The sequence below is a fragment of the Paracoccus aminovorans genome, assembly GCF_001546115.1.
Lineage (GTDB): Bacteria > Pseudomonadota > Alphaproteobacteria > Rhodobacterales > Rhodobacteraceae > Paracoccus > Paracoccus aminovorans_B.
Genome location: NZ_KQ955208.1, coordinates 916,021 through 938,184, shown reverse-complemented (window position 1 = coordinate 938,184; position 22,164 = coordinate 916,021). Strand labels below are relative to the sequence as shown.

Sequence of the window (22,164 nt, the reverse complement as noted above, 5' to 3'; positions counted from 1 at the left end):
TGCAGGGAGGCATCAAGTGTCGGTGATTGCGCTGCCATGAGCGACCGGAGCGGAATTTTCGCGGGCGACGACCCGTTTGCCATCGCCAGGGCCTGGCTGGCCGAGGCCGAGAAGGTCGAGCCGAACGACCCCAATGCCATCGCGCTGGCGACGGTGGACGCCGCCGGCCTGCCCGACGTGCGCATGGTGCTGCTGAAGGAGATCGAGGGTGCGGGCACCGACGGCGCCTTCGTCTTCTACACCAATTTCGAAAGCGCCAAGGCGGTCGAAATCGAGGCGACCGGCACGGCGGCCTTCGTCATGCACTGGAAATCGCTGCGCCGGCAGGTGCGGGTGCGCGGCCCCGTCAGCCGGGTCGAGCCGGAACTGGCCGATGCCTATTACGATTCGCGTGCGCTGCAATCGCGCATCGGCGCCTGGGCCTCGCGCCAGAGCCGGCCGCTGGAGAGCCGCGGCGCGCTGATGGCCGAGGTGGCGCGGATGGGAATCAACCTTGGATTGAAACCGCGCCGTCCCGAGCATTGGGGCGGCTATCGCATCCGGCCGGTGCAGATCGAGTTCTGGGCAGATGGCGCCTTTCGCCTGCACGACCGCTTTCGCTGGCTGCGCGCGGATTATGCCCGCGAAAACAATGCCGTGGAGGCGGCTCCGCAAGAAGTGGTGGAAAGTTTCTGGCACGTCGACCGTCTTAGCCCTTGATGCGCAGTCGGGTTTTATCCATGGTATGGAAAACCTGACCAATCCGGGCACACCTTGGTTCACTTGCCGAAGGCCGTGCGTCGGAGTTTCGGGTCATTGCGGTTTTCACACGGGTGACGAAGAGAGATGGAAGAAAACGACGAACAACAGCGTAAGATTGCGGGCGTCGTGAAGTGGTTTGACGGCGGCAAGGGCTTCGGTTTCCTGACCGATCCCGAGGGCGGCGCCGATATCCTGCTGCATGCCAATGTGCTGCGGAATTTCGGTCAGAGCTCGGTCGCCGAAGGGTCTCAGGTCACCGCGATCATTCAGAAGACGCCGCGCGGCATGCAGGCGCTGGAGGTGCTGGAGATCCGGCCGCCGGCCGCCGAGCCGATGCCGGCCATCGCCGACCTGTGCTCGGCCACGCCCGAGGAGGTCGCGCTGCTGCCGCTGCTGCCGGCGCGGGTGAAATGGTTCGACAAGGCCAAGGGCTTCGGCTTCGCCAATGTCTTCGCCGACAAGGCCGATGTGTTCCTGCATATCGAGGTGCTGCGGCATTCCGGCTTTTCCGACCTGGCGGTGGGCGAGGCGATCGCGCTGCGCGTGGTCGACGGCCGGCGCGGCCTGATGGCGGCGCAGATCCTGTCCTGGGAAAGGGCGGTGGCCGAAGCCCGCCTGGTGCAACCGGGGGGGGGGGCCGCGCTCGCTAAATTGCGGCTGGTCGCGGGCGCGGTATGACGTTGCGGGCCAGTCTGGCCGTCGCGACGCTCCTTCTGACAAATTCCAGTCCTCTTGCCGCCCAGGCGGCGACCTGTCTTGCCGATCAGGCCCTGTTCCAGGGCCGGGCGTCCACCGCGAGCGTTCCGGTCGAGATCGCCGATACGGCCGAAGAACGTGCGCGCGGGCTGATGTTCCGCCGCGACCTGCCGGCGGGGCAGGGCATGCTGTTCATCTATGAATCGCCGCAACCCGTCAGCTTTTGGATGCGCAACACCCTGATTCCGCTGGACATGATCTTTATCGACGCCCGTGGCGCGGTGCGGCATGTCCATGCCATGGCCCGGCCGCTGGACGAGACGGCGATCCCCGGCGCCGCGCCGGGCGATCCGGCGCCCGAGCGGCTGATGGTGCTGGAACTGCCCGGGGGCGACGCGGCCCGGCTGGGCATCGTGCCGGGCATGGTGCTGGCGCATCCGCGCCTGCCGCAGGCCACGGCCCTGGCGCCCTGCGACTGAGCCGCGCGGTTTTTCGCTTTCCCCCCGCGCGGCCAGCCGTTAGTAACAGCCGCAGGTTCGGGGCGTAGCGCAGCCTGGTAGCGCGACGGTTTTGGGTACCGTAGGCCGGAGGTTCGAATCCTCTCGCCCCGACCATCCCGCGAAGGCCCGCGCGCCTTGCCGCGCCGGCGGCTTCCCGCCTCGTTCTTGCCCAAAAAGCCAGCGTGACTTTCCTGCACCAGGTGCGATTCATGTTCCATGTGCCGCGATTTGTTTTCGAAGCGTCACCTTTCTCTGCTCGAAGGTATTTGATGAGTCAGTGAGGTTGCCATGAACGCCTGGTGGAGCGTTTCCGTCTGCATCAACCGCAGCCTGGGCGGAAAGCCATCCGAGCCTTTGTGCTCGCGGGTCTATCGTCAGCCGCCGTCGCGGTGGCGCAGCGTCTTCATGGTGCTGATGGACCGGGCTTTCGCCGAGAGCGCGCATTGCGAGACCATCCACAGCCGCTGGCGCGATCTCAGCGGCACCTGAGCGGGCGTCAGCCGCGCCCGGCCAGGCCGCGCTCGAGTGCCTCGAGCGCGGCTATGGTCGCCTCGTAGCTGTCGCCGGCGCGCGGGCAGCGGCTGCGGCGGCTGCGATAGAAGGCCAGCCAGCCCGGCAGTTCCTCCAGCGGATAGGTGGCGGACCAGACCTTGCCGATCAGGGTGAAGGTGGAATCGTCATGCGTCGCTTTCATGCCCGCCTTTTGCGGCCGGGCCGCGCCGGCATCAAGGCGCCGCCCGGCCCTGGCAAAATAATGCGGGCGAAACGCTCGGAAATCGCTGCCGCCCCTTGTTCTTTCCCCGGCCCGCCCATAGAACCCGCCCCGGAAACTGCTGGGGGGCAAGGAATGCCGCTTCTGGTGATGAAATTCGGCGGCACTTCGGTGGCCGACCTGGACCGCATCAAGAACGCCGCGCTGAAGGTTCAACGCGAGGTCGCGCGCGGCTATGACGTCATCGTCATCGTCAGCGCCATGTCGGGCAAGACCAACGAGCTGGTCGGTTGGGTCGAGGCGACCTCGCCGCTGTTCGACGCGCGCGAATACGACGCCGTGGTCGCCTCGGGCGAGAACGTGACCGCCGGGCTGATGGCGCTGACGCTGCAGGAAATGGGCGTGCCGGCGCGCAGCTGGCAGGGCTGGCAGGTGCCGATCAACACCACCTCGCAGCACAGCTCGGCCCGCTTCGTGGACATTCCGCGCCACAACATCGACCAGAAATTCGTCGAGGGCATGAAGGTCGCCGTGGTCGCGGGCTTCCAGGGCCTGTCGCCCGAGGGCCGCATCACCACGCTGGGCCGCGGCGGCTCGGACACCACCGCCGTCGCCTTTGCCGCCGCCTTCGGCGCCGAGCGCTGCGACATCTATACCGATGTGGACGGGGTCTATACCACCGACCCGCGCATCACCTCGAAGGCGCGCAAGCTTGACAAGATCGCCTTCGAGGAAATGCTGGAACTGGCCAGCCTGGGCGCCAAGGTCCTGCAGACCCGCTCGGTCGAGCTGGCGATGCGTTACAAGGTCCGCCTGCGGGTTCTGAGCTCGTTCGAGGATACGGATGAGACCAGCGGCACCCTGGTCTGCGATGAGGATGAAATCATGGAATCGAAAGTCGTCAGCGGCGTCGCCTATTCCCGCGAGGAGGCCAAGATCACCCTGGTCACCGTCGAGGACCGCCCGGGCATCTCGGCCGCGATCTTCGCGCCCCTGGCCGAGGCCGGCGTGAACGTCGACATGATCGTGCAGAACATCTCGGAAAAGGACTATGAGGATCACCCGGGTTCGGTGACCGACATGACCTTTTCCTGCCCGGTGAACCAGGTCGCCCGCGCCCGCAAGGCGATGGAAGAGGCCAAGGCCGCCGGCCATATCGCCTATGACGACCTGGTGGTCGATACCGAGGTCGCCAAGGTCTCGGTCGTGGGCATCGGCATGCGCAGCCATGCCGGGGTGGCCGCGCGCATGTTCAAGGCACTGGCCGATGAAAACATCAACATCAAGGTGATCTCCACCAGCGAGATCAAGATTTCGGTGTTGATCGACCGCAAATATATGGAACTGGCCGTGCAGGCGCTGCATGATGCCTTCGAGCTGGAACGGGCCTGATCCCCAGGCCCCAGACCGGGCCCCAGCCTGAAGCGGGAGGATCATGGCCGAACGCAAGGAAAGCGAATCGCGTCGGCTGCTGTTGCGGCTGCGCGAGACACTGGCCGCTCCGGGGAGCGGTCAGCATCGTCTCGACCAGATCACCCACCATATCGCCGATTCGATGGGAACGCAGGTCTGCTCGATCTACCTGTTCCGCGATCCCGACACGCTGGAGCTTTGCGCGACCGAGGGGCTGAAGCCGGAATCGGTCCACAAGACCCGGCTGCGGCTGGGCGAGGGGCTGGTCGGCCGCGTCGCCCGCACGGGCCGGTATGTGAACACCGCGAATGCCCCCGGCGAGCCCGGCTTCCGCTACATGCCCGAGACCGGCGAGGAGGTCTATCCCAGCTTCCTGGGCGTGCCGATCCAGCGCGTCGGCGAAAAGCTGGGCGTGCTGGTCGTGCAGTCGCGCGAGGCGCGGCAGTTCTCCGAGGACGAGATCTATGGCCTGGAGGTGGTCGCCATGGTGCTGGCCGAGATGGCCGAACTGGGCGCCTTCCTGGGCTCGCAATCCGACAGCATGCCGCCGGCGCATCGCTTCCCGGTCATGCTGCGCGGCGGCACCGGCCAGGAGGGCTGCGCCGAGGGCCGGGTCTGGCTGCACGAGCCGCGCGTGGTGGTGACCAACCCGGTCGCCGACGATCCGCTGAAGGAAAGGGCCCGGCTGACCGAGGCTGTCGCCATGCTGCGCACCAAGGTCGATTCCATGCTGGCCGAGACCGACATGGCCAAGGGCGACAGCGCCGAGGTCATGGAGACCTATCGCATGTTCGCCCATTCCCGCAGCTGGCTGCGGCGGATGGAGGAAAGCATCGACGCCGGGCTTTCCGCCGAGGCGGCGGTGGAAAAGGAACAGAGCCAGGCCCGGTCGCGGCTGGAAAGCGCCGCCGATCCCTATCTGCGCGACCGGCTGCACGACCTCGACGACCTGTCGAACCGGCTTCTGCGCATCCTGACCGGGCAGGGCCGCGACACCGGCGCCGAGATGCCGGAAAACCCGATCCTGGTCGCCCGCAACATCGGCCCGGCCGAACTGCTGGAATACGGCCGCCGGCTGAAGGGCGTGGTGCTGGAGGAGGGCTCGGTCGGCAGCCATGCCGCCATCGTCGCGAGGGCGCTGGCGATCCCCCTGGTCATCCACGCCGAGCGCATCATCGCCGAGGCGCTGAACGGCGATCCGATCCTGGTCGATGGCGACATGGGCACCGTGCACCTGCGCCCCGAGGAATCGGTCGCCAAGGCCTTCCGCGACAAGATGGCCATGCAGGCCGAGGCGCAGAGCCGCTATGCCGGGTTGCGCGACCTGCCGGCGACCGATCTGGCCGGGATCACGGTGCAGCTCTACATGAATGCCGGGCTGATGGCCGACCTGCCGAGCCTGGAAAGCTCGGGCGCCGAGGGCGTGGGCCTGTTCCGGACCGAATTGCAGTTCCTGACCCGGACCCGGGTGCCGCGCCGGGGCGAGCTGGCGCAGCTTTATGCCCATGTGCTCGACAGTGCCCATGGCAAGCCGGTGATGTTCCGCACGCTCGACATCGGCTCGGACAAGGTGCTGCCCTATATGAAGCCGCAGGACGAGCCGAACCCGGCCATGGGCTGGCGGGCGATCCGCGTGGGCCTGGACAAGCGCGGCGTCCTGCGCATGCAGCTGCAGGCGCTGATCCGCGCCGCGGTCGGCCGGCCGCTTTACGTGATGTTTCCCTTCGTCACCGAGATGGGCGAGTTCGAAGAGGCGCACCGGCTCTTGATGGAGCAGATCGCCCGCGAGCAGCGGCTCGGCCATGCCATGCCGACCGACGTGCGCGTCGGCGCCATGCTGGAGACGCCCTCGCTGGCCTTCGCGCCGAAGAAGTTCTTCCAGATGTGCGATTTCATCTCGGTCGGCGGCAACGACCTGAAGCAGTTCTTCTTTGCCGCCGACCGCGAGAACGAGCGCGTGCGCCGGCGCTACGACACGCTGAACACCTCGTTCATCACGCTTCTGGACCAGATCGTGCAGCGCTGCGACGAGGCGCGGGTGCCGGTGTCGTTCTGCGGCGAGGATGCCGGCCGCCCGATCGAGGCGGTGACCTTCGCGGCGCTGGGTTTCCGGCGATTGTCGATGCGCCCGGCCTCGGTCGGGCCGGTCAAGCACCTGATCCGGCGGGTGAACCTGGCCGACCTGCGCCGGGTGATCGACGATGCCCGCGACCTGGGCGAGACCAACCTGCGCCGCTGCATCACCGAATGGCTGGCCCGGCATTAGCGCCGCAACACCGGAACCCGAGGCCGCCGTAAGGGCTTCGGTGACAGGCCCCCAAAAGGGTGTGCTCGCCCGAGAACGACGATTTTGTTTGCGACTTGAAAGCGGAGTGGCTGACTCGGGCACCCAACTCTCCCGTGCCATATCAGATAGCACGGGAGCGTCGCGAAACCCTGCGCGTCATTGGCGGACGGCAAAATCGGCCCCGTCAGGCGATGTCTCGGTGCGTCGGGTCCATCGTCGGCCGTCAGCCGGCGGACTGCCGCCAGCAGTCCCTCGATCGCCCGTTCCGCAGCCGCGAGCTTCGTGGCCGCCATGAGTTCCTCCCGACCGGCCATTGCGAGGAACACCCCCAGCACCTCATCGGAGTGTCGCGCCAGAGCGACCAGATGCTCTCCGCTCGGTCCGTATCTGCCGGCGAACCAGTCTTCACTGTCTTCTCGTTGGCGCCGGTCCAGAAGGCGACGATCTTCGCCCCCGCCCGGCTAACCTCCGAGTGATCGCTTCAGGGTCGATGCGATCTCAGCGGCGAACCAGTTGTTCGGCTCGTGCCGACCATTCCCAGTATACCCATTATCTTTCGGAAAGAACTTGCCCTTTTTCGGAAACGACATTCCGGCCTCTCTCGCGTTACATGGACGCGGGGATTCAGCCGCAGCTCCGCGCGGACTGGGCGAATTTGCCTGGAATGGTGAGGAGATGCGTGCGTGGGCGGTCGATGGACGACAAATTCGGATACCTGGGGCGCCAGTACCGGCTGAAGGTCGTCCCACACATGCAGGAAGGCGTGAAAATGATCCGCGGCTTCATCGTCGTGCAGATTCACCGGCCGACCAGACCGGAAGTAACGCGCGAACCGGTCGCATGATACCGGGATCGGGCCCACATCAAGTTTCCGAGCGGATCGAACTCTGCCTCGGTCTCTTCCCGGATCCCGAGGCATTTCGGCCGAAGGGGCTCATCGTGGACCAAATCCGCCAACGATGGGGGTCGATGTCACCGGCCGGACGCCTGCTGCTCAACCGCCGCCTCGTTGGCACCGGTCGACGCAATCGACTATGTGATCACCAACGAGCTCTGCCACGTAGCCGAGCCCCATCACGGGTCTGCCTTCCTTGATCTCCTAGACAAGGTGATGCCCGATTGGAAGCGTCGGAAGCAGAGGTTGGAACGGGCCATGGCATGAGAAATTCGGAACCCCGGTCGCGGCAGACGCAAACGCGACTCCAATCCAAGCAATTCCAACGGCTTGAATTTAACCAATACTACATGGTCTTATGAGAAATTCACTAAACTGGCGAAGTCATCAGGTCCGGAGAATATCGGCCCAGAGAGACCGCTTCCGGGCCACCCGGCGCCACTGTCAGTGCTCAGCCCCTGCCGCATAACCTCGAAACAACGAAAAAATCCGGCCGCAGCCGGATCGGGAGAACGCTTTCGTTAGGGCAAGTGGCGGAGAGGGTGGCTGCCAGCGCACAGGGCGGTCTGGTAGTTATCGGTAGCAAAACCCCCAACGACTACAGAAAATATCTATCGAAGGCGGTGCATGTGGTTGCAATCGGTCGCGACAGTTCGCAATATCTTTGGCGGGTATGATGGAGGGCTTGGATTGCCGCGTCTCGCTAAGGAGCTTTTGCCGCTGGAGGTGAAGCGATTGAAGCACCCCGGCAAGGGGGGCAATGTCACGTTCGCGGTCGGCGGCGTCTCGGGGCTGCTTTTGCAGATCACGCCAACGGGTTCGCGCACATGGTTGCTTCGGGCGGTGGTCGGGGTCAAGCGTCGCGAAATCGGACTGGGCGGCTTCCCTGAGGTATCCCTTGCGATGGCGCGAGAGCGCGCCCGGGAGGCAAAAGACAAGATTCGAAGCGGGATTGATCCGGTCGAGGAAAGGAAGGCTGCCAAGGCGGCGCTCGCTGCTGCGCAGTTGCGAGGCCTGACCTTTGCGGACGCCATCGACCAGTATCTTGCCGCCAAGCTCGACGCCTTCAAGAACGAAAAGCACAAGCAGCAGTGGGGCAACACGCTCAAGAGCTACGCCATGCCTGAACTGGGCTCCATGCTGGTTCACGACATCGCCGTGCAAGACGTGCTGCGCGTGTTGCAGCCGATCTGGTCGACCAAAACCGAAACCGCCACGCGGCTGCGCGGGCGGATCGAGGCAGTTCTATCCTGGGCCACGGTGGCGGGGCATCGGGCGGGTGACAATCCGGCCCGCTGGGCGGGCAACCTGAAAGAGCTGCTGCCGGCCCCATCTAAAGTCGCGAAGGAAGGCAATCATCCAGCGGTGCAGATCAAGGATGCCCCGCGCTGGTTTGCTGCCCTTCGGCAGCGCGAGGGCATAGGAAGCCGTGCGCTTGAGTTCACGGCACTGACCGCGGTGCGGTCGCAAGAAGTTCGCGGCGCGCGCTGGGATGAAATCGACCTTTCGGCAGCGATGTGGACTATCCCGGCCGAGCGTATGAAGATGGATCGAGAGCATCGGGTGCCGCTGACCAAGGACGCCGTCGATCTGCTCAAGGCGCTTCCCCGGTTCGCGGATAACTCGCTGGTGTTCCCCGCGCCCCGTGGCGGGGAAATGTCCGACATGACGCTGAGCGCCACCATGAAACGGCTGCATGCTGCTGACCTGGCCGAGAACGGTCCCGGCTTCATCGACAGGGCCAGTAAGCGCCCTGCGGTGCCCCATGGTCTGCGGTCAACCTTCCGGGACTGGATTGCAGAGGAAACCCATTTCCCCGGCGATATGGCTGAGGTTGCGCTTGCCCATAAGGTCGGGAACGCGGTCGAGGCGTCGTATCGGCGCGGAGACATGGTTGAGAAGCGCCGCGCGATGATGGCGGCTTGGGCGGATTACCTGACCGGGAAAGACCGGATCGGGGCTAAAGTTGTGAGGATAGGCTGATGTTTGCACCAGCGGGGTATGCGCCTTTCACCTCAATACTGGGAGATGCTTTGGACGACAGTCTTTATCAGCAGGCAAAAGACGTGGTGAGGGATGAGGCGAAATCGATCATTAGTTTTGCAGTGCAAAGAAAGGATGACCTCATTCTAAGGTGGGTTCTGGATTACTGTGTGGACAGCCTTCACATATTTGATCCGTCGTCATGCCGGGTGATGGCGATAAACGCCGCTAGCGTGTTCGGAGTCAGGCACTACGTGGACATATCGGGTCGAACCTTGTCTGAACTGCCCTCCATCTCGATACCGGCTAACATCAAGCGTGACTTTAACTTGTGCGACCCCCTCACTGAGGAAGCCATTGATGCCTTCAATAGCTTGGTGGATAAATTTTACTCGAAAAATGAGTTAGTTAGCAGCGCGGCGGAGAAAGAAATTCTTTCGATAATCGACGGTGCGGCGGAAACAAATGGATTTACGAAAGCCCCGATGCTTTTTGCATCACATTCCGGAAGAATTTCGTTTTCGCTTCTTCGGGTTCTTGCAACAGAACCTAGGTGGTGTTGACAAAAGGGATTCACAGGGTGGCCTGATCGTGATTCAAGCTGGTACCTGCAATGGAGACCAGCTTGGCACGAGACCTGATGTCGGACGAGGAATGGGCGTTTCATGAGCGCTTCATTCTGGCCGTGCGCGCCCCGAACGGGCGCAAGCCCGCAAATCACCGCCTTGTTCTTGATGGGATTTTCTGGATCGCGCGGACCGGCTCTCCTTGGCGCGACCTCCCAGAAGAGTTCGGGAAGTGGTCCAGTGTCTACCGCCAGTTCCGGCGCTGGACCCTGGCGGGGTTGTGGGAGCAGATCCTCGAAGCGCTGAACGAAAGTCGGATCGTGCCGGATGCGCTCCAGATGATCGACAGCACCGTGATCCGCGCCCATCATCAGGCAGCGGGCGCAAAAGGGGGACTCCAAGACAGGGTTTTGGCCGTTCAAGAGGTGGTTTCACGACCAAGGTCCACCTGCGCGTCAATGCTGCCGGGCTGCCAATGAGGTCGGACATCACGCCGGGCCAGACATCGGACTACCTGGGCTTTGATCTGGTCATGGACGACAACCTGCCGGAGCCTTGCATCCTGCTGGCCGATCGCGGCTATGACTCCGCCAAGGTTCGCAAAACCATGGAGGCGCGTAGCATCCTGCCGGTGGTCCCGATGCGCAAGTCTCGCAGGCTCCGTGTCGCTGTCGATCGCAGGCTCTACCGGCTGCGGAACCTTGTCGAGCGGCGCTTCAACAAGCTCAAGAACGCTCGCCGTGTCGCCACCCGCTACGACAAGACCGCCGAAAGCTTCCTTGGCTTCATCGATATCACGTCGATCCGCCTCTGGCTCCGCCATTTGTCAACATGACCTAGGCTTATCGAAAAAATGAGTTCCGAAGGAACCCATTCTTTACAGTTACTGATAGACCTGCTTGCTCCCTATGAAGGTTGGTTTTTCTGTCTGCCAGAGCGACTCGCTGGGGATGAATGGCGTAGCTTCTGCGAGAACAGGGGGCAAAAACATCAAAAAGTGATGAGAAGCATCCTGCACGGAGACGTGCCAAACATCGGGGGGCGGCCCCGCAAGCAGGACATCGCGGCCGAAGCATTCACTGAAATTTATCCATCAGGCAAAGGACGCGACAGTTGGCCCACGGTGGCGCGAAGGATCGAAGAAAAGTTGGGCGAGCGCATCTCTATCGACACGATCAAACGAAGCTTAGGGCAGAAGTGAGCAAAACCTTAGGCAAGAGATGATAGTTTCTGGCAGAGGCATGTGCAAAACCCCGATGAAAATTTTGCGTGTTCTGCCATTGTTCTCGCGTGCTGCTAATCCAGGCATATTGCCTCCAATCGCTACCGATTGGAGGGCAACATGTCTGTTACATACCTATCTGCCTCTCAAGTTGCTCAACGCTACGGAGTTCATCCTAAGACCCCGTGGCGCTGGCCGAAAATCGACCCGAGCTTTCCGAAGCCCATCACCCTGACGCCCGGATGCACCCGCTGGAAGCTCTCGGAGCTTGAAGCATGGGAACGCGGCCGCGCCGAACTGGCCGGCGTCGCATAACGAAACCGCCACCCCCGGGAAGTAGGGCGGCGGCGCATTCGTTTAGCGGTAAGATGGTTACCGCGAATATAGCGCCCAGCGCCCTTGCCCGCAATACATGAGGCAAGGAATGAGCTTTAAAGAGCAATGGCCCGCACGGGCATTCACTATTCGCGACGGGGATTCGGAACCCCGCGTGGTCGCTGTTCAAGGCCGGGCTCGCTGGGCCTTGGAGCACTTGATGCGCACCGGGTCGAAGGGCTGCACGCCCATCGAGCAGCCTGGGCCGCGCTGGTCGGCCTATGTATTCAAGCTGAAAAAGGCCGGTGTCTGCATCGAGACGATCCACGAGAGCCATGACGGCCCGTTCCCCGGCCATCACGCGCGCTATGTCCTTCGGTCCAGCGTGACCCCTGGTCGCGAGGCCGCCGAATGACGGACCTGGGCATCATCAAGAAGAACGGCCGCGAAGAAATCCGCATCACAGCGGAGAACTTCAAGGGCCATGACCTGATCAATATCCGCGTCTGGTTTGACGACGGAACGGGGACGATGCGGCCGGGCAAGCAGGGCATGGCCTTTCGGCTCGACCTGTTGCCGACGGTCATGGAAACGCTGGGCAAGGCCAGCAAGAGCGGCGCGGCATGACAGACGCCCACACCCTCACGCAATCGCTGGGGGGCAAGTGGTATGGCCGCTATGGCCTTGCCTGCTGCCCGGCCCATGGTGACCGCAAGCCTTCGCTCTCGCTGGCCGATGCCCCGGACGGCCGGTTGCTGCTGAACTGCAAGACCGGCTGCGCCTTTATCGACATTCTGGATGCTCTGCGCGCGCGGGGCGCGCTGTCGCGGGACTATCGCCCCGAGCCTCTGAGCCCGGCCGAAATAGCCAAGCGCAAGGCCGAGGATGACGCCGCCGCCGATGCAGCGGAAAAGCGCGCCCTGGCCTGCTGGCGCGAGGCGCTGCCGATTCATGGCACCATCGCGGAATCCTACCTGCGGGGCCGGGGCATCACCTGCGTCCTGCCGGATAGCCTGCGCTTCCATCCCGACTGCTGGCACCCCAGCGCCCGCCGCGTCCCGGCCATGGTGGCGCGGATCGAGGGGCTTTCCCGGCTGGCGGTGCATCGGACCTATCTGCGCCCGAGCGGTAACGGCAAGGCCGAGCTAGCTCCGCCCAAGGCCATGCTGGGCGCGGCGCTCGGTGGCGCTGTGCGGCTGGCAGAAGGCGGTGAAACGCTAGTGGTAGCCGAGGGCATCGAGACGGCGCTGAGCCTCGCCTGCGGCCTGCTGGGCCGCCCCGCGACGATCTGGGCGGCACTGTCCTGTGCCGGCATCGCTGGTCTTCGCCTGCCTTCCCCTCCCAGGCGTCTGACCATTGCCAATGATGGTGACAAGGCGGGCAGGGAAGCCGCCAACAAGCTGGCCGAACGCGCCAGCGCCATGGGCTGGTCCGTCAGTCTTTTGCCAGCCCCCGAGGGACGGGACTGGAACGATGTCCTGAACAAGAAAGAGGCCAGCGCATGAATGCGATGCCCGAACCTATCCCGTTCAAGACCGAGGGGCCGCAGCCGCTCATGCGGGAAATCCCGCCGGGCGAGCCCTATCCCGTGCATGCCCTCGGCCCGCTGTTGGCGGCCGTGGAGGCGGTGCAGGACATTTCCCAGGCGCCCGCCGCCATCGCCGCGCAGTCGGCGCTCTCCATTGCCGCGCTGGCGGTGCAGGGCTTCGCCGATGTGGAAATCCTCGGGGGCGGCACCGCGCCGTGCTCACTGTTCTGCTTGACCATAGCGGAGAGCGGGGAGCGCAAGTCCACCTGCGACCGTCTGTTGATGGCAGGCATCCGCGAACATGAAGCCCGCGAAGCCGTGACCTATCGCGAAGCGTTTCGCGAATATGAGGTGGTCGCCGAGATCTGGCAGGGCAAGCGCAAGCGCCTCATGAGCGAGGCCGCCGGGGCTGACCCCGGCAAGGCGCTCAAGGCCCAGGCCGATTTGCAGAACCTCGGCCCGGGGCCGGTCGAACCCCTGAAACCGAACCTGACTTTTCAGGAACCGACCATTGAAGGGCTGTTCAAGTTCTACCAGGCCGGACGGCCCTCGGTCGGGCTGTTCACCGACGAGGGCGGCAGCTTCATCGGCGGGCACGGAATGAACACCGACAACCGGCTCAAGACCATCGCCGGCTATTCGAGCCTCTGGAACGGCGACAAGCTGACCCGGATGCGGGCCGGCGACGGCACCAGCGATTATCCCGGCCGCCGCCTGTCCATGCACGTCATGGTGCAGCCCATCATCGCCCATCCCTTCCTGGCCGATCCGCTGGCAGCGGGCCAAGGCTTCCTGGCGCGGTTCCTGATCACCGAGCCGCCCAGCGCCATCGGCACGCGGTTGCGCCGGGGCCATGACGCTGGCAGCCGGTTGAACCTCGATGCCTTCACGGCCCGGCTGGCCCAGATCCTCGCCATCCCCATGCCGACCGGCGACACGGAACGCGAGTTGCGGCCCGTCACGCTGCCGCTCTCGGCTCGGGCGCGCGATCTGCTCTGGCGGTTCTACGAGGAAACCGAACTGGCCCAGGCACAGGGCGGTGCGCTGGAGCAGATCCGGTCCTATGGCTCCAAGGCGGCGGAACAGGCCGCGCGCATCGCCGGGGTGCTGACCCTCTGGACTGATCTGGACACCCAAGAGGTGGCGCCCGAGGCGATGACATGGGGCATCGAGCTTGCCCGCTTCTATCTAGGGGAAGCTCGGCGGCTGGCCGAGGCCGGGGCCATATCCGAGGAAACCAACCGGGCCGAGATGCTGCGCCGCTGGCTGCTTGATAGCTGGCCGCATCAGGACGTGACGCCTTCGGAAATCCTGAATCGGGGGCCGAATTCGATTCGTGACCGAGCCAGGCTGTCCAAGCCGTTGATGCAACTCGTCCTGAATGGCTGGCTCATGCCATTGCCTGAGGGCGAGGTGATCAGGGGTGCGGCGCGGAAGGAAGCCTATCGCATCGTGAGGGCCGGGCATGCCTTTTGACCCTCGGAGCCAGCGCCCCGAAAGCGCCCGACGCCGTTGCGATTCTTGCGATTCTGCGATTCTGCCGGCCCAGCTGATTACCGTCCGTCCCGGGCCAGTCCTTCACGTCTGGCGCGAAGGCCAGCAGGTGGCAGCCGTCCGTCTCACGCCCAGCGCAGCCCTCTGTCTCGCGGCCGATCTGCTGCGGGCCATGCAGATGCTCAATTTCAAGGAACAGCTATGACCGCACATGCAACCATGTCCGAATTGGACAAGGCGAAACTCCGCAAGCTGCGCGCCCTGATCGACAGGGGGGCGACGGCCGGGGAGCGCGAGGCAGCCCGCGCCCAAGCGACGCTGGTGGCGGCCAAGGCAGGGCTGACCCTCGCCAGGGCTTTGGCCCAGCTAGACGCACCCGTCCAGCCTCAGTCGGCCAATTTCTTCACGGGGTTTGCCGACTGGATGGAAGAGCGCGAACCGGGATACAAAGCCCGCGAGGCCGCCCGCCGTGCCGAGAAGGAATCCAAGAGGCTGGCGCGCTGCCGTGAGCTTCTGGAGGTCTATGGGTCCGAGGATGCGGTTTTCGCCCCGACCGATCTAGAGGCGGCGATCCGGGATGCCATCGAACCGTTGACCGAGCCGGGCAATACTTCCTGGGGCTATCGAGATTTCAGATATTCGGACGGCCCGACCCCCGAAATGTGGGCGGCCATGCGGGCCACTGGTCTCGTCCCCGACGCGGTCCCAAGCGCTTGGGCGGCTTTCCTGGCCCAGGAGGCGCGCACCGACGACCGGATTGCCTTCGACCCGGATTACACGCCGGAGAGGTGGTCAGAAGCGTGGCGTTCCGCACTGGAGCACCTGCTGGACAATCTGCGCACCCCGACTGCGGAAGGCATCGCCGCCCGGCTGGAGTGGATGGATTTTCTGGCCAACCGCGATTTCACCCGGGGCATTGACCCGGACAAGGCGCTGATCACCGCCCTGCGGGAGGACTTCGCCGTCTTCGCCGCCACCCGCACCCCCATTAACGAGGAAGGATAAGCCATGCGGCACGTTCGCAAAGGATATGCAGGCGCCCTGCGGGCCGATGACGGCACTGGCCTTGTCATCTCGCGGCCGGATCTTCAACCGGACCTGACGCCGGTCGTGGAGCGCGGTGTGGTCCCGGTCTCCTATCTCAACTCCTACGTCGCCGACGATGAGCAGCCCTGCGCCTTCTGCGCCAAGCGCACCCCGCACAAGCGGGGGTATACCGTCTCCCTGGCTGATGGGCGGATCGCGCTTTGCGGCCATTGCTGCGCTGATCGGTTTTTTGGCAAGGAGAAGGCAGCGGCTCTGAGCAGCGACTATCTGCAAAGACACAGGCTGGCGATGCTGCGGCAGGCCGTGGCGAACTTGCAGGCGGCAATCCCGACGCTGCTGGACCTGCTCACGCCGGCCTTGGTGCAGTTTGAAAAGGCCGCGTTGTGCGCGGTGAAGATGATCAGCCACGAAACGAGCCGCTTCTCGCTGAGGCATCGGGACATTCCCGGCATTACTGCCCTGCTATCGGGAGGGGCACCGGCACGCATCGCATACGGACGCGAGCGCCTTGCGGCCTGGATGGAAATCGACGCGCAGGCGGTGACCGGGAAAGATCTGGTAGCGGTGATGCGCGAGGCGGCCAAAGTTGACGCGCAGCTTGAAATCGGCCTGCGCTTTCTAAGCCACGCGGCAAACCTGTTCGATCCCGACAACTTTTCGCAGGTGAACGTGTTCTGCCGCTGCCAATCCGGCGCGGTGGACGTGTTCAGCATGTCCCGCGACCTGGATGGGCAATTGACCTTGCATCGCCACCCGCGTCGCCATCCTGAGCCTTGGATGCCCGATCCGAAGCCCGAGGCGCACCGGATCGGCCTTGTTCCCGACATCCCCGAATGGCTGGGCCTCATCGCCTACAGCCCGGCGATTGCCGACGAGCTTCAACAACTCGCGGACGAGCGTGCAATCGCGCGCAAGGAGAAAGCCAGGAGGCGCAAATGACCATGCACCAGCATGTGCCCAAGGCCAGCCGTCCCGCTCGCGCGATGACGATCCAGCAGGCTTTGGAATGGGCCTTCGCCACGGAAAAGGCCCAGCTCGATTTCGATGAATACGGCGCCCGGGAATTCGAGCGGGTCGCGGTCGGCCCGATCTGGGTCATGGCCCGCCGCGCGGAACTCGGCTGCAAGGTCGACGGTGGCGGGAGCAGTTCCCCGGCGACTGACGCGCAGATTATCGCGGCCGTGGTCGAGGGCCTGCCCGAGAACCTGGGCGGCCGCAGGATGGCCACGCAGATCGCCGAGCTGGCCCGCGCGCGTCGCGTCCCCGACTGGGAGCCTGCGGTCAAGCCCGGCGTCGCCCCGGCAAGCTGGTCCTGGTGCGAGCAGGAGGGCCGCTGGACGGCAACGGTCAGGCCCAAGGCGGGCAGCCCGTGGATCTGGCGTTCCCGGCAGCGCAAGAGGCGCGAACGGCTGGGCGACGTGTGCCCAATCATCTACACCGGCACGGCGGCCAGCGTCGCGGCTCAGCACCGGGCCTATCTCGCGTGGTGGGCGGCGCTGCTAGAGCTGTGGCACCAGCTGAGGGGCGCATTGCACAGCATCGAGATCAGCGACGACATGCCGCCCATGGCCCCTTGGAGGGAAGGGGAATGACAGACTGGCGCCCGGTGCGTGAGGCCGTCCCTGACGGAACCATTTGCAAGGTGAGGATGCGGGACTCGCTGGGGGCTTACGATGTCCCCGGCAAATACTTCCTGCACGACGACGGGCACTGGTATCGGATCGACCCGCCGACGCAGATCAAGGGCATGGTGGCCAAGTGGCAGCCGGCGGCGGGCTGATCAGCAGATGCTCTCGCAGGGAATGCCATCGTTGTCGCGGTCCAGCTTGCCGCCCCAGGAGCAGTTCTCCAGATACCAGCGGGCCTCTTCGCAGCTGCCGATGGCCTTGCAGGTCTTGCGGGGGCTACAGGAATAGGACCGCCCGGCTAGTTGCAGCAGGCGGGGCATCGGCGCCTCGGCCCGGTTACGGCGCTGCGACCGCCAGTCCCAGGGCATGTCAAACTGTCCCTGCCAGAGCCCGCGTCGCCCGGTTCTGGCGCTGTCCTCGGCCGAGACATAGGCCGTCGAATACTGCCGATAGGCCACCGCCCATCCCTGGTGGACCATCCAGCGGTTCAGGTTCTCGCCACCGGCGAAGCAATCCGCCACCACCCGGCCGTAGCGGTCGGTGTCGGTCGGGTTGCAGCTGACGGGTTGCCGGCCGATCCGATCCGAGAGGGCCAGGGCGGCTTGCTGGCCGCAGCGCCAATCCTTGCCGCGTGCGTCCTGACACAGCTGCCCGCTTTCCGGTGTGTCGATGCCGTTCAGACGGATGCGCGCGCCGTGGATGTCGATGGTGTCGCCATCGATGACCGAGGCCACGCCCTTGATGCTGTCGCTGGCTGGGGCGTTGATCTCGGGGGCCGCCGGGTAGCAGCCAGATATGGCGACGAGGGCGACGGCGGCGAATAAATGCTTCATGGCACAATGTCTTAACGTGTGAACTCTGTCCTGGTTAGCGTATGCCGGCTGCCAAAGCGCCCTGCATATTTCGACAGTTTTACAGGTCGGACCCCTGCGACACCCGCGACATTCGCGACACGTTGAACGCAAAAGAGCCGCCCTCGGCCTCGATACCCGCTAGCCTCAGACGCCATGACCGCCTGATCAGGAGATGGGGAGGACTGACCTCCCGCCCCCTGTCCATCCTGCAAAGCGCTCGTCCAAGCCGGTTGTGCCAAGCTTTACCGGAATCATTCTCTCGCGGCCGTCGTCATGCCGCAGCTTCACGAGGCTTCCTCTGACATGGTGCCTGATGCCGTCCAGATGCCAGGGTGGATTCTGGAAAACTTCGGTCAACCCGCTCAATGTATCTGTCAGCGACACGCATCTGATCATGTTCGGATCTCCTGCTTAAGGACAAACAATGGCGGTGGGATGAACCCACCGCCACGCCCCTCGGCTACTAGCTGCAACGCATGCCGGCACAAAGGAATCGTCATGCCTTGTTGCGCCGCTTCACCGGGAGTGCTGCAATCAGGCTGAACCCAGCGGCGCAACCTGAAGGCCATACTTATTTGCTTGGCCCTTTGCGTGGTGGAAGGCACGATCCAAACATAGGCTGCGTCGCGCCAAATTACATCATTGCGGAACAGACTATCTTGCAAGCATCTGTTTATTCATCGATTAATCTTCAAAATCTCAGCCTGCATCCGGCATTTCCTCGCCCACGACATTGGTGGAAAAAAATTAAAAAAGGAAGTGTTTGCTTTATTCCTTGCATGGGCGCATAGAGGGCTTGCTACGTTATTTCCTCTGCATCCTGTCTCCTTTTGGCTTCAGTCTGCTTTTGAACTGATCAAGCCAGGTCGCTGCAATCAGCGAGCGACAAATCCACAAGGAGATATCACGATGGCCAATGGCACCGTGAAATGGTTCAACGCCAACAAAGGCTTCGGCTTCATCGCTCCCGACCAGAGCAGCAAGGATGTTTTCCTGCATGTTTCTGCGCTTGAGCGTGCGGGCCTTCACAGCATTTCTGATGGTCAAGCCGTGACTTTCGAAGTCGAATCCGGGCGGGATGGCCGCCAATCTGCCAGCAACCTGATGTTGGCCTGATTTTGAACCAGCCCGGATTATATCCGGGCTGAATTCATTTGGAGACGTAGAATGTTGAATAAGACAAATGCCCTTTTTCGCACCCCCACGCCCCTGAGGGCCATGGATCGAACCGCGTCCGAGGCAAGACTGATAATTGATGAGCAAACTCGGAAGCGGGCCGAATTGACCGCATCATTAAAAGCCGCGCGTCTTGGTAGGGAAGCGCTGGAAGCCGCCCGCGGGGCTGCTTCCGCAAAAAAGAAGCGCAAGAAATAGTTCTAGGGCTATGCCCGACCTCTAGGCACGGATATTCACGTCACTCCGCCGCCCTTCTTGGCCCAGAACCGCCAGCCGATGCCGCCGACCACGGAGACACCGCCGCCCAGAGCCAGGGCGATGCCGGTGGCAGTCGCATCGGCGACAACCTTGGTGTCGAAGCAGTAATAGCCGAGGTCAGGGGTCGCGGTGATGATGCCGGCCGAGGCCAGGCCACCGCCACCGATCAGCAGCAGGTAGCGAATGACGAGCGCGATGGAGCCTTTGAGCATGGTCACTGTCCTTTCAGTGCATTGAGGCAGAGTTTCGTTTCAGCCGCGCGCCGGTTGGTCAGGCCCTTGACGGGCTTGCCGCCGACCTTGTCCCAGCGCGGGAGCTGGTTGCAGGCGCCCTGCCAGTCGCCGGCATTGGCCTTCTTCGCGAGCGTCGAGCCACAGGCCGCGCTCGTCCCGACGTTGTAGGACCAGGACACCAGCGCCACCTGCACGCCCTCGGGCTGCTGCGGCAGCGCCGGGACGCACCGGGTCAGGCCGTCGCGATAGGTCGCAAGCGCCGCCATGAGCATGTCGGTGCATTGCGCGCTGGTGTAGCGGTCGCCGGCCTTCACGCCGCGCGTCTCGCCGTAGCAGACGGTCCAGACGGGCGGCTGGGCGATGCGGTCGAGGTAGGCCTCGGTGCGCTCGCCTTCCCATGGTCCGATGAAGATGGCGGCTGCGGCGATGACCCCGGCCGCGCCGGTCGCGCCGGCCGCCTTCTTCGCATTGGCCTGGGAGCCGAACACGCCGGAGAGCCACGCAAAAAGCGCGGCGATGGGATTGGTCATGGTGTCCTCATGAAAAAGCCCCGCGCGAGGCGGGGCGGGTTAGTCGGAGCGGCAAATCTTTGCGCTATCTAAAATTTTCAAAATCAATGATTAATTAACTTCATCTTCACGAAAAATTAGGATCCAACCGGTACAAATTCATTGATCGCAAAGACAAGTCATGCGCGGTCCAATAAACTTATCAAATTGCTGAAGCTGCTAACGGACGATAAAGGCGCTCTGCGAGGAGCGCCTTGCCGTCGTTTTGGTAAACAACGAAAAGTCATTTAAAATTACAATCTATTTGAAGGTATATAGGTAGGTGATCCCAGCGCTATCTTAATTCTACTCTGGCTATGGTGCAAAACACTCAACCCACCACAGCAAGAGGGCATATCCATGACTGTGATTTTCCACGGCGGCCACCATCCCGACGATGGCGGCGGCGATTCAGGCGGATCGGCATACAGGATCGATTCGCGCAACGGCGGTTCAGCGCATGGGGTCGGAACCGAAGGCGACGACACGTTTTTCGTCAAGACCGACGGCCAGCCCGCGAACCAAATCCACATCCATGCGGGTGGAGGAAATGACACATTCAGACTAGATATGGGCGTGTCCGGCTCGCGGTCGATTCAGCACGGACACCACATCTTCGCTGAGGCTGGAAACGATAAGTTCTACTTCGACAACGTTGCCAACATGAAAGGAACGGTAGTCGGCCGACTGGATGACTTCGACGGCAACTCCGACGAAATATGGATCGCAAATCAAAAGCTCGACCTGAACAAACCGGAAGCGATTACTGGCGTTAACGTTTCCTTTGTTGAATATCTTGGACAGCAATGGCTGCAGATCATCAACAAGCAAGGCGGCCGCGCCTTGTATGCTCTGGAGGGTGCACGACAGGTGAAAGGTGCGGACGGAACATGGCATGACGAGGAGCACTTCCTAGCTTGGAATCACGAGCTGCCCAGCGTGCTTCCGACCATTCAGTATGAAAATCCGGCAAACTCTCTGTCATCGTCCATTACTTCTCGTTTCAATCCAACACGCGTGATCAACGCGACTGAAGGAGTGCACCAGAGTGTAAACATTTCCGGTAGCGCGGCCGACGAGTTGATCGATGCCCGGCGCGGGGACGACCTGATTTATGGAGGAGGCGGTCAAGACTACATCAGGGCGCATATGGGAAACGATACTGTCTTCGGGGGCGATGGCAATGACATGATCGAAGGTGGTAAGGGCTTCGATCTGATATTCGGCGGAGCGGGGCATGATACGATAGCGGGCGGCTCCGATGCTGATACGATCCGTGGGGGTGATGGGAACGATCTGATATTCGGCGGCTCGGAGAATGACTTTATTCTTGGCGGAAACGGCAATGATCGTCTGAATGGCGGGCCTGGGAATGACACAATCAGGGGCGAGGCGGGCAACGATCTGATCCAAGGCAACAACGGAAACGATTTCATGTCAGGAGGCACCGGCAATGACACAATATTCGCCGGAGGAGGGGCTGACGTAGTTGAGGGCGGGGCCGGGTCGGATGAACTCCACGGCGGTCATGGTAACGACACCCTTCACGGCAACAACGATAACGACAAAATATTTGGCGGAGCAGGCAATGACCTCATTTTTGGAGGTGATGGAAATGACTTTGCTCGTGGTGGGTCGGGGAATGACACGATATATGGCGGGGCTGGTGCAGACTACCTAGTTGGCCGGGCGGATAACGACATTCTTCAAGGTGGAGCTGGGCAGGATACGCTTTACGGCGGAACAGGAAGCGACACCCTTTTCGGAGGCTCGGGCAACGACATGCTTTTCGGCAATCCGGGTCGCGATTTCCTCTACGGAGGCGAAGGTAATGACATTCTCGACGGAGGCTTGGGGAAAGACTGGTTGCATGGTGGACTAGGCGCAGACACGTTTGTCTTCATCGATCAATTCGTATCTCCAGTGGGCGCGGAACGCGATGTGATCGTAGACTTCAACCGTTTGGACGGGGATATTGTCGATCTAAGAAATATCGACGCCAACACAAACACCTTCGGAAACCAAGATTTCACATTTATCGGGGACAAGGAGTTTACAAATTCATCTG

27 protein-coding genes and 1 tRNA gene are annotated in these 22,164 nt (G+C 63.0%); 24 read left to right on the top strand and 4 right to left on the bottom strand.

Annotated elements, in window-relative coordinates; genetic code table 11:
- The first annotated feature begins 36 nt into the window (after window positions 1–36).
- The 5 genes from pdxH to ASV56_RS23440 all read left to right on the top strand — a co-directional run bounded on the left by pdxH (window position 37) and on the right by ASV56_RS23440 (window position 2,426).
- Window positions 37–699: a pyridoxamine 5'-phosphate oxidase gene (gene pdxH, locus ASV56_RS04860; RefSeq protein ID WP_062561012.1), complete on the top strand. Its 663-nt coding sequence runs from the start codon at window positions 37–39 to the stop codon at window positions 697–699.
- A 126-nt stretch (window positions 700–825) separates the two neighbouring features.
- Complete coding sequence (locus tag ASV56_RS04855; RefSeq protein ID WP_017999888.1) at window positions 826–1,419, top strand: cold-shock protein; 594 nt, start codon at window positions 826–828, stop codon at window positions 1,417–1,419.
- Window positions 1,416–1,916, top strand: coding sequence for a DUF192 domain-containing protein (locus ASV56_RS04850; protein ID WP_062561011.1), 501 nt, complete (start codon window positions 1,416–1,418; stop codon window positions 1,914–1,916). The genes ASV56_RS04855 and ASV56_RS04850 overlap by 4 nt, the downstream gene beginning before the upstream one ends.
- A 58-nt stretch (window positions 1,917–1,974) precedes the next feature.
- Window positions 1,975–2,051, top strand: a tRNA-Pro gene (locus tag ASV56_RS04845).
- Between the two features lie 174 nt (window positions 2,052–2,225).
- Window positions 2,226–2,426, top strand: coding sequence for a hypothetical protein (locus ASV56_RS23440; protein ID WP_156429075.1), 201 nt, complete (start codon window positions 2,226–2,228; stop codon window positions 2,424–2,426).
- Between the two features lie 7 nt (window positions 2,427–2,433).
- Here ASV56_RS23440 and ASV56_RS04840 read toward each other — a convergent pair whose 3' ends face one another.
- Window positions 2,434–2,631, bottom strand: a complete 198-nt coding sequence (locus ASV56_RS04840; protein WP_062561010.1) for a hypothetical protein — start codon at window positions 2,629–2,631, stop codon at window positions 2,434–2,436.
- A 153-nt stretch (window positions 2,632–2,784) separates the two neighbouring features.
- Between ASV56_RS04840 and ASV56_RS04835 the strand changes: the two genes are divergently transcribed.
- The 16 genes from ASV56_RS04835 to ASV56_RS24785 all read left to right on the top strand — a co-directional run bounded on the left by ASV56_RS04835 (window position 2,785) and on the right by ASV56_RS24785 (window position 17,179).
- Window positions 2,785–4,041, top strand: coding sequence for an aspartate kinase (locus ASV56_RS04835; RefSeq protein WP_017999953.1), 1,257 nt, complete (start codon window positions 2,785–2,787; stop codon window positions 4,039–4,041).
- 43 nt (window positions 4,042–4,084) lie between these two features.
- Window positions 4,085–6,328 carry a phosphoenolpyruvate--protein phosphotransferase gene (ptsP, locus tag ASV56_RS04830; RefSeq protein WP_062561009.1) on the top strand — a complete coding sequence of 748 codons (2,244 nt, stop codon included), beginning with the start codon at window positions 4,085–4,087 and terminating at the stop codon, window positions 6,326–6,328.
- A 715-nt stretch (window positions 6,329–7,043) separates the two neighbouring features.
- Window positions 7,044–7,193 (top strand): hypothetical protein, encoded by a 150-nt coding sequence (locus ASV56_RS24335; protein ID WP_253879867.1) that lies wholly within the window; start codon window positions 7,044–7,046, stop codon window positions 7,191–7,193.
- 165 nt (window positions 7,194–7,358) lie between these two features.
- On the top strand, window positions 7,359–7,511 hold the full coding sequence (locus ASV56_RS24330) for a M48 metallopeptidase family protein (protein WP_301336091.1): 153 nt from the start codon (window positions 7,359–7,361) through the stop codon (window positions 7,509–7,511).
- Window positions 7,512–7,934: 423 nt separating this feature from the next.
- A complete protein-coding gene (locus ASV56_RS04815) occupies window positions 7,935–9,227 on the top strand; it encodes a tyrosine-type recombinase/integrase (RefSeq protein ID WP_062562238.1) in 1,293 nt (430 codons plus the stop codon).
- On the top strand, window positions 9,227–9,790 hold the full coding sequence (locus tag ASV56_RS23435; RefSeq protein WP_156429073.1) for a hypothetical protein: 564 nt from the start codon (window positions 9,227–9,229) through the stop codon (window positions 9,788–9,790). Before ASV56_RS04815 ends, ASV56_RS23435 begins: the two co-directional genes overlap by 1 nt.
- Window positions 9,791–9,840: 50 nt before the next feature.
- Window positions 9,841–10,628 (top strand): IS5 family transposase gene (locus tag ASV56_RS22555; RefSeq protein WP_156429072.1). Its coding sequence is split into 2 segments (ribosomal slippage): window positions 9,841–10,177 and window positions 10,177–10,628, totalling 789 coding nucleotides; the frame shifts between segments, so codons are not numbered across the junction.
- A gap of 165 nt (window positions 10,629–10,793) precedes the next feature.
- On the top strand, window positions 10,794–10,994 hold the full coding sequence (locus ASV56_RS23430) for a hypothetical protein (RefSeq protein ID WP_156429071.1): 201 nt from the start codon (window positions 10,794–10,796) through the stop codon (window positions 10,992–10,994).
- A 445-nt stretch (window positions 10,995–11,439) separates the two neighbouring features.
- Window positions 11,440–11,745 carry a winged helix domain-containing protein gene (locus tag ASV56_RS04800; RefSeq protein WP_062561006.1) on the top strand — a complete coding sequence of 102 codons (306 nt, stop codon included), beginning with the start codon at window positions 11,440–11,442 and terminating at the stop codon, window positions 11,743–11,745.
- Entirely contained in the window at window positions 11,742–11,957 is a 216-nt protein-coding gene (locus ASV56_RS04795; RefSeq protein WP_062561005.1) for a transcriptional coactivator p15/PC4 family protein, read from the top strand. The genes ASV56_RS04800 and ASV56_RS04795 overlap by 4 nt, the downstream gene beginning before the upstream one ends.
- Window positions 11,954–12,835 (top strand): DUF7146 domain-containing protein, encoded by an 882-nt coding sequence (locus ASV56_RS04790; protein ID WP_062561004.1) that lies wholly within the window; start codon window positions 11,954–11,956, stop codon window positions 12,833–12,835. Before ASV56_RS04795 ends, ASV56_RS04790 begins: the two co-directional genes overlap by 4 nt.
- 5 nt (window positions 12,836–12,840) lie before the next feature.
- Window positions 12,841–14,334 carry a YfjI family protein gene (locus tag ASV56_RS04785; protein ID WP_172823731.1) on the top strand — a complete coding sequence of 498 codons (1,494 nt, stop codon included), beginning with the start codon at window positions 12,841–12,843 and terminating at the stop codon, window positions 14,332–14,334.
- A gap of 219 nt (window positions 14,335–14,553) precedes the next feature.
- Window positions 14,554–15,357 (top strand): hypothetical protein, encoded by an 804-nt coding sequence (locus ASV56_RS23425; RefSeq protein WP_062561002.1) that lies wholly within the window; start codon window positions 14,554–14,556, stop codon window positions 15,355–15,357.
- A 3-nt stretch (window positions 15,358–15,360) separates the two neighbouring features.
- A complete protein-coding gene (locus ASV56_RS04775; protein ID WP_062561001.1) occupies window positions 15,361–16,338 on the top strand; it encodes a hypothetical protein in 978 nt (325 codons plus the stop codon).
- A complete protein-coding gene (locus ASV56_RS04770) occupies window positions 16,335–16,991 on the top strand; it encodes a hypothetical protein (RefSeq protein ID WP_062561000.1) in 657 nt (218 codons plus the stop codon). Before ASV56_RS04775 ends, ASV56_RS04770 begins: the two co-directional genes overlap by 4 nt.
- A 56-nt stretch (window positions 16,992–17,047) precedes the next feature.
- Window positions 17,048–17,179 carry a hypothetical protein gene (locus tag ASV56_RS24785; RefSeq protein WP_301336090.1) on the top strand — a complete coding sequence of 44 codons (132 nt, stop codon included), beginning with the start codon at window positions 17,048–17,050 and terminating at the stop codon, window positions 17,177–17,179.
- Here the strand turns inward: ASV56_RS24785 and ASV56_RS04760 are convergent, their stop codons facing one another.
- Window positions 17,180–17,860: a thermonuclease family protein gene (locus ASV56_RS04760; protein ID WP_156429070.1), complete on the bottom strand. Its 681-nt coding sequence runs from the start codon at window positions 17,858–17,860 to the stop codon at window positions 17,180–17,182.
- Window positions 17,861–18,384: 524 nt separating this feature from the next.
- On the opposite strand from ASV56_RS04760, the gene ASV56_RS23420 reads away from it, so the two are divergent.
- Entirely contained in the window at window positions 18,385–18,672 is a 288-nt protein-coding gene (locus ASV56_RS23420) for a hypothetical protein (RefSeq protein WP_156429069.1), read from the top strand.
- A 118-nt stretch (window positions 18,673–18,790) separates the two neighbouring features.
- The gene (locus ASV56_RS04755) at window positions 18,791–18,997 is read left to right on the top strand and encodes a cold-shock protein (RefSeq protein WP_062560998.1); all 207 of its coding nucleotides are present in this window, start codon (window positions 18,791–18,793) and stop codon (window positions 18,995–18,997) included.
- A gap of 293 nt (window positions 18,998–19,290) precedes the next feature.
- Here the strand turns inward: ASV56_RS04755 and ASV56_RS04750 are convergent, their stop codons facing one another.
- Entirely contained in the window at window positions 19,291–19,527 is a 237-nt protein-coding gene (locus ASV56_RS04750) for a Pam3-gp28 family putative phage holin (protein WP_062560997.1), read from the bottom strand.
- A 2-nt stretch (window positions 19,528–19,529) separates the two neighbouring features.
- The gene (locus tag ASV56_RS04745; RefSeq protein ID WP_062560996.1) at window positions 19,530–20,078 is read right to left on the bottom strand and encodes a lysozyme; all 549 of its coding nucleotides are present in this window, start codon (window positions 20,076–20,078) and stop codon (window positions 19,530–19,532) included.
- A gap of 378 nt (window positions 20,079–20,456) precedes the next feature.
- On the opposite strand from ASV56_RS04745, the gene ASV56_RS22530 reads away from it, so the two are divergent.
- Window positions 20,457–22,164: calcium-binding protein (locus ASV56_RS22530; RefSeq protein WP_301336089.1), on the top strand; the 1,708-nt coding region annotated here is incomplete at its 3' end.

What these genes read in the sequence shown, in the direction of transcription:
- ASV56_RS23425 (WP_062561002.1), top strand. Translation starts at nt 14,554, where the DNA reads ATGACCGCACATGCAACCATGTCCGAATTGGACAAGGCGAAACTCCGC.
- ASV56_RS04760 (WP_156429070.1), bottom strand. Translation starts at nt 17,860, where the DNA reads ATGAAGCATTTATTCGCCGCCGTCGCCCTCGTCGCCATATCTGGCTGC.
- ASV56_RS24335 (WP_253879867.1), top strand. Translation starts at nt 7,044, where the DNA reads ATGGACGACAAATTCGGATACCTGGGGCGCCAGTACCGGCTGAAGGTC.
- ASV56_RS04850 (WP_062561011.1), top strand. Translation starts at nt 1,416, where the DNA reads ATGACGTTGCGGGCCAGTCTGGCCGTCGCGACGCTCCTTCTGACAAAT.
- ASV56_RS04835 (WP_017999953.1), top strand. Translation starts at nt 2,785, where the DNA reads ATGCCGCTTCTGGTGATGAAATTCGGCGGCACTTCGGTGGCCGACCTG.
- ASV56_RS04855 (WP_017999888.1), top strand. Translation starts at nt 826, where the DNA reads ATGGAAGAAAACGACGAACAACAGCGTAAGATTGCGGGCGTCGTGAAG.
- ASV56_RS04800 (WP_062561006.1), top strand. Translation starts at nt 11,440, where the DNA reads ATGAGCTTTAAAGAGCAATGGCCCGCACGGGCATTCACTATTCGCGAC.
- ASV56_RS04795 (WP_062561005.1), top strand. Translation starts at nt 11,742, where the DNA reads ATGACGGACCTGGGCATCATCAAGAAGAACGGCCGCGAAGAAATCCGC.
- ASV56_RS23430 (WP_156429071.1), top strand. Translation starts at nt 10,794, where the DNA reads ATGAGAAGCATCCTGCACGGAGACGTGCCAAACATCGGGGGGCGGCCC.
- ASV56_RS04840 (WP_062561010.1), bottom strand. Translation starts at nt 2,631, where the DNA reads ATGAAAGCGACGCATGACGATTCCACCTTCACCCTGATCGGCAAGGTC.
- ASV56_RS04770 (WP_062561000.1), top strand. Translation starts at nt 16,335, where the DNA reads ATGACCATGCACCAGCATGTGCCCAAGGCCAGCCGTCCCGCTCGCGCG.
- ASV56_RS04785 (WP_172823731.1), top strand. Translation starts at nt 12,841, where the DNA reads ATGCCCGAACCTATCCCGTTCAAGACCGAGGGGCCGCAGCCGCTCATG.
- ASV56_RS04745 (WP_062560996.1), bottom strand. Translation starts at nt 20,078, where the DNA reads ATGACCAATCCCATCGCCGCGCTTTTTGCGTGGCTCTCCGGCGTGTTC.
- ASV56_RS23440 (WP_156429075.1), top strand. Translation starts at nt 2,226, where the DNA reads ATGAACGCCTGGTGGAGCGTTTCCGTCTGCATCAACCGCAGCCTGGGC.
- ASV56_RS04750 (WP_062560997.1), bottom strand. Translation starts at nt 19,527, where the DNA reads ATGCTCAAAGGCTCCATCGCGCTCGTCATTCGCTACCTGCTGCTGATC.
- ASV56_RS04790 (WP_062561004.1), top strand. Translation starts at nt 11,954, where the DNA reads ATGACAGACGCCCACACCCTCACGCAATCGCTGGGGGGCAAGTGGTAT.
- ASV56_RS23435 (WP_156429073.1), top strand. Translation starts at nt 9,227, where the DNA reads ATGTTTGCACCAGCGGGGTATGCGCCTTTCACCTCAATACTGGGAGAT.
- ASV56_RS04775 (WP_062561001.1), top strand. Translation starts at nt 15,361, where the DNA reads ATGCGGCACGTTCGCAAAGGATATGCAGGCGCCCTGCGGGCCGATGAC.
- ASV56_RS04755 (WP_062560998.1), top strand. Translation starts at nt 18,791, where the DNA reads ATGGCCAATGGCACCGTGAAATGGTTCAACGCCAACAAAGGCTTCGGC.
- pdxH (WP_062561012.1), top strand. Translation starts at nt 37, where the DNA reads ATGAGCGACCGGAGCGGAATTTTCGCGGGCGACGACCCGTTTGCCATC.
- ASV56_RS24785 (WP_301336090.1), top strand. Translation starts at nt 17,048, where the DNA reads ATGCGGGACTCGCTGGGGGCTTACGATGTCCCCGGCAAATACTTCCTG.
- ptsP (WP_062561009.1), top strand. Translation starts at nt 4,085, where the DNA reads ATGGCCGAACGCAAGGAAAGCGAATCGCGTCGGCTGCTGTTGCGGCTG.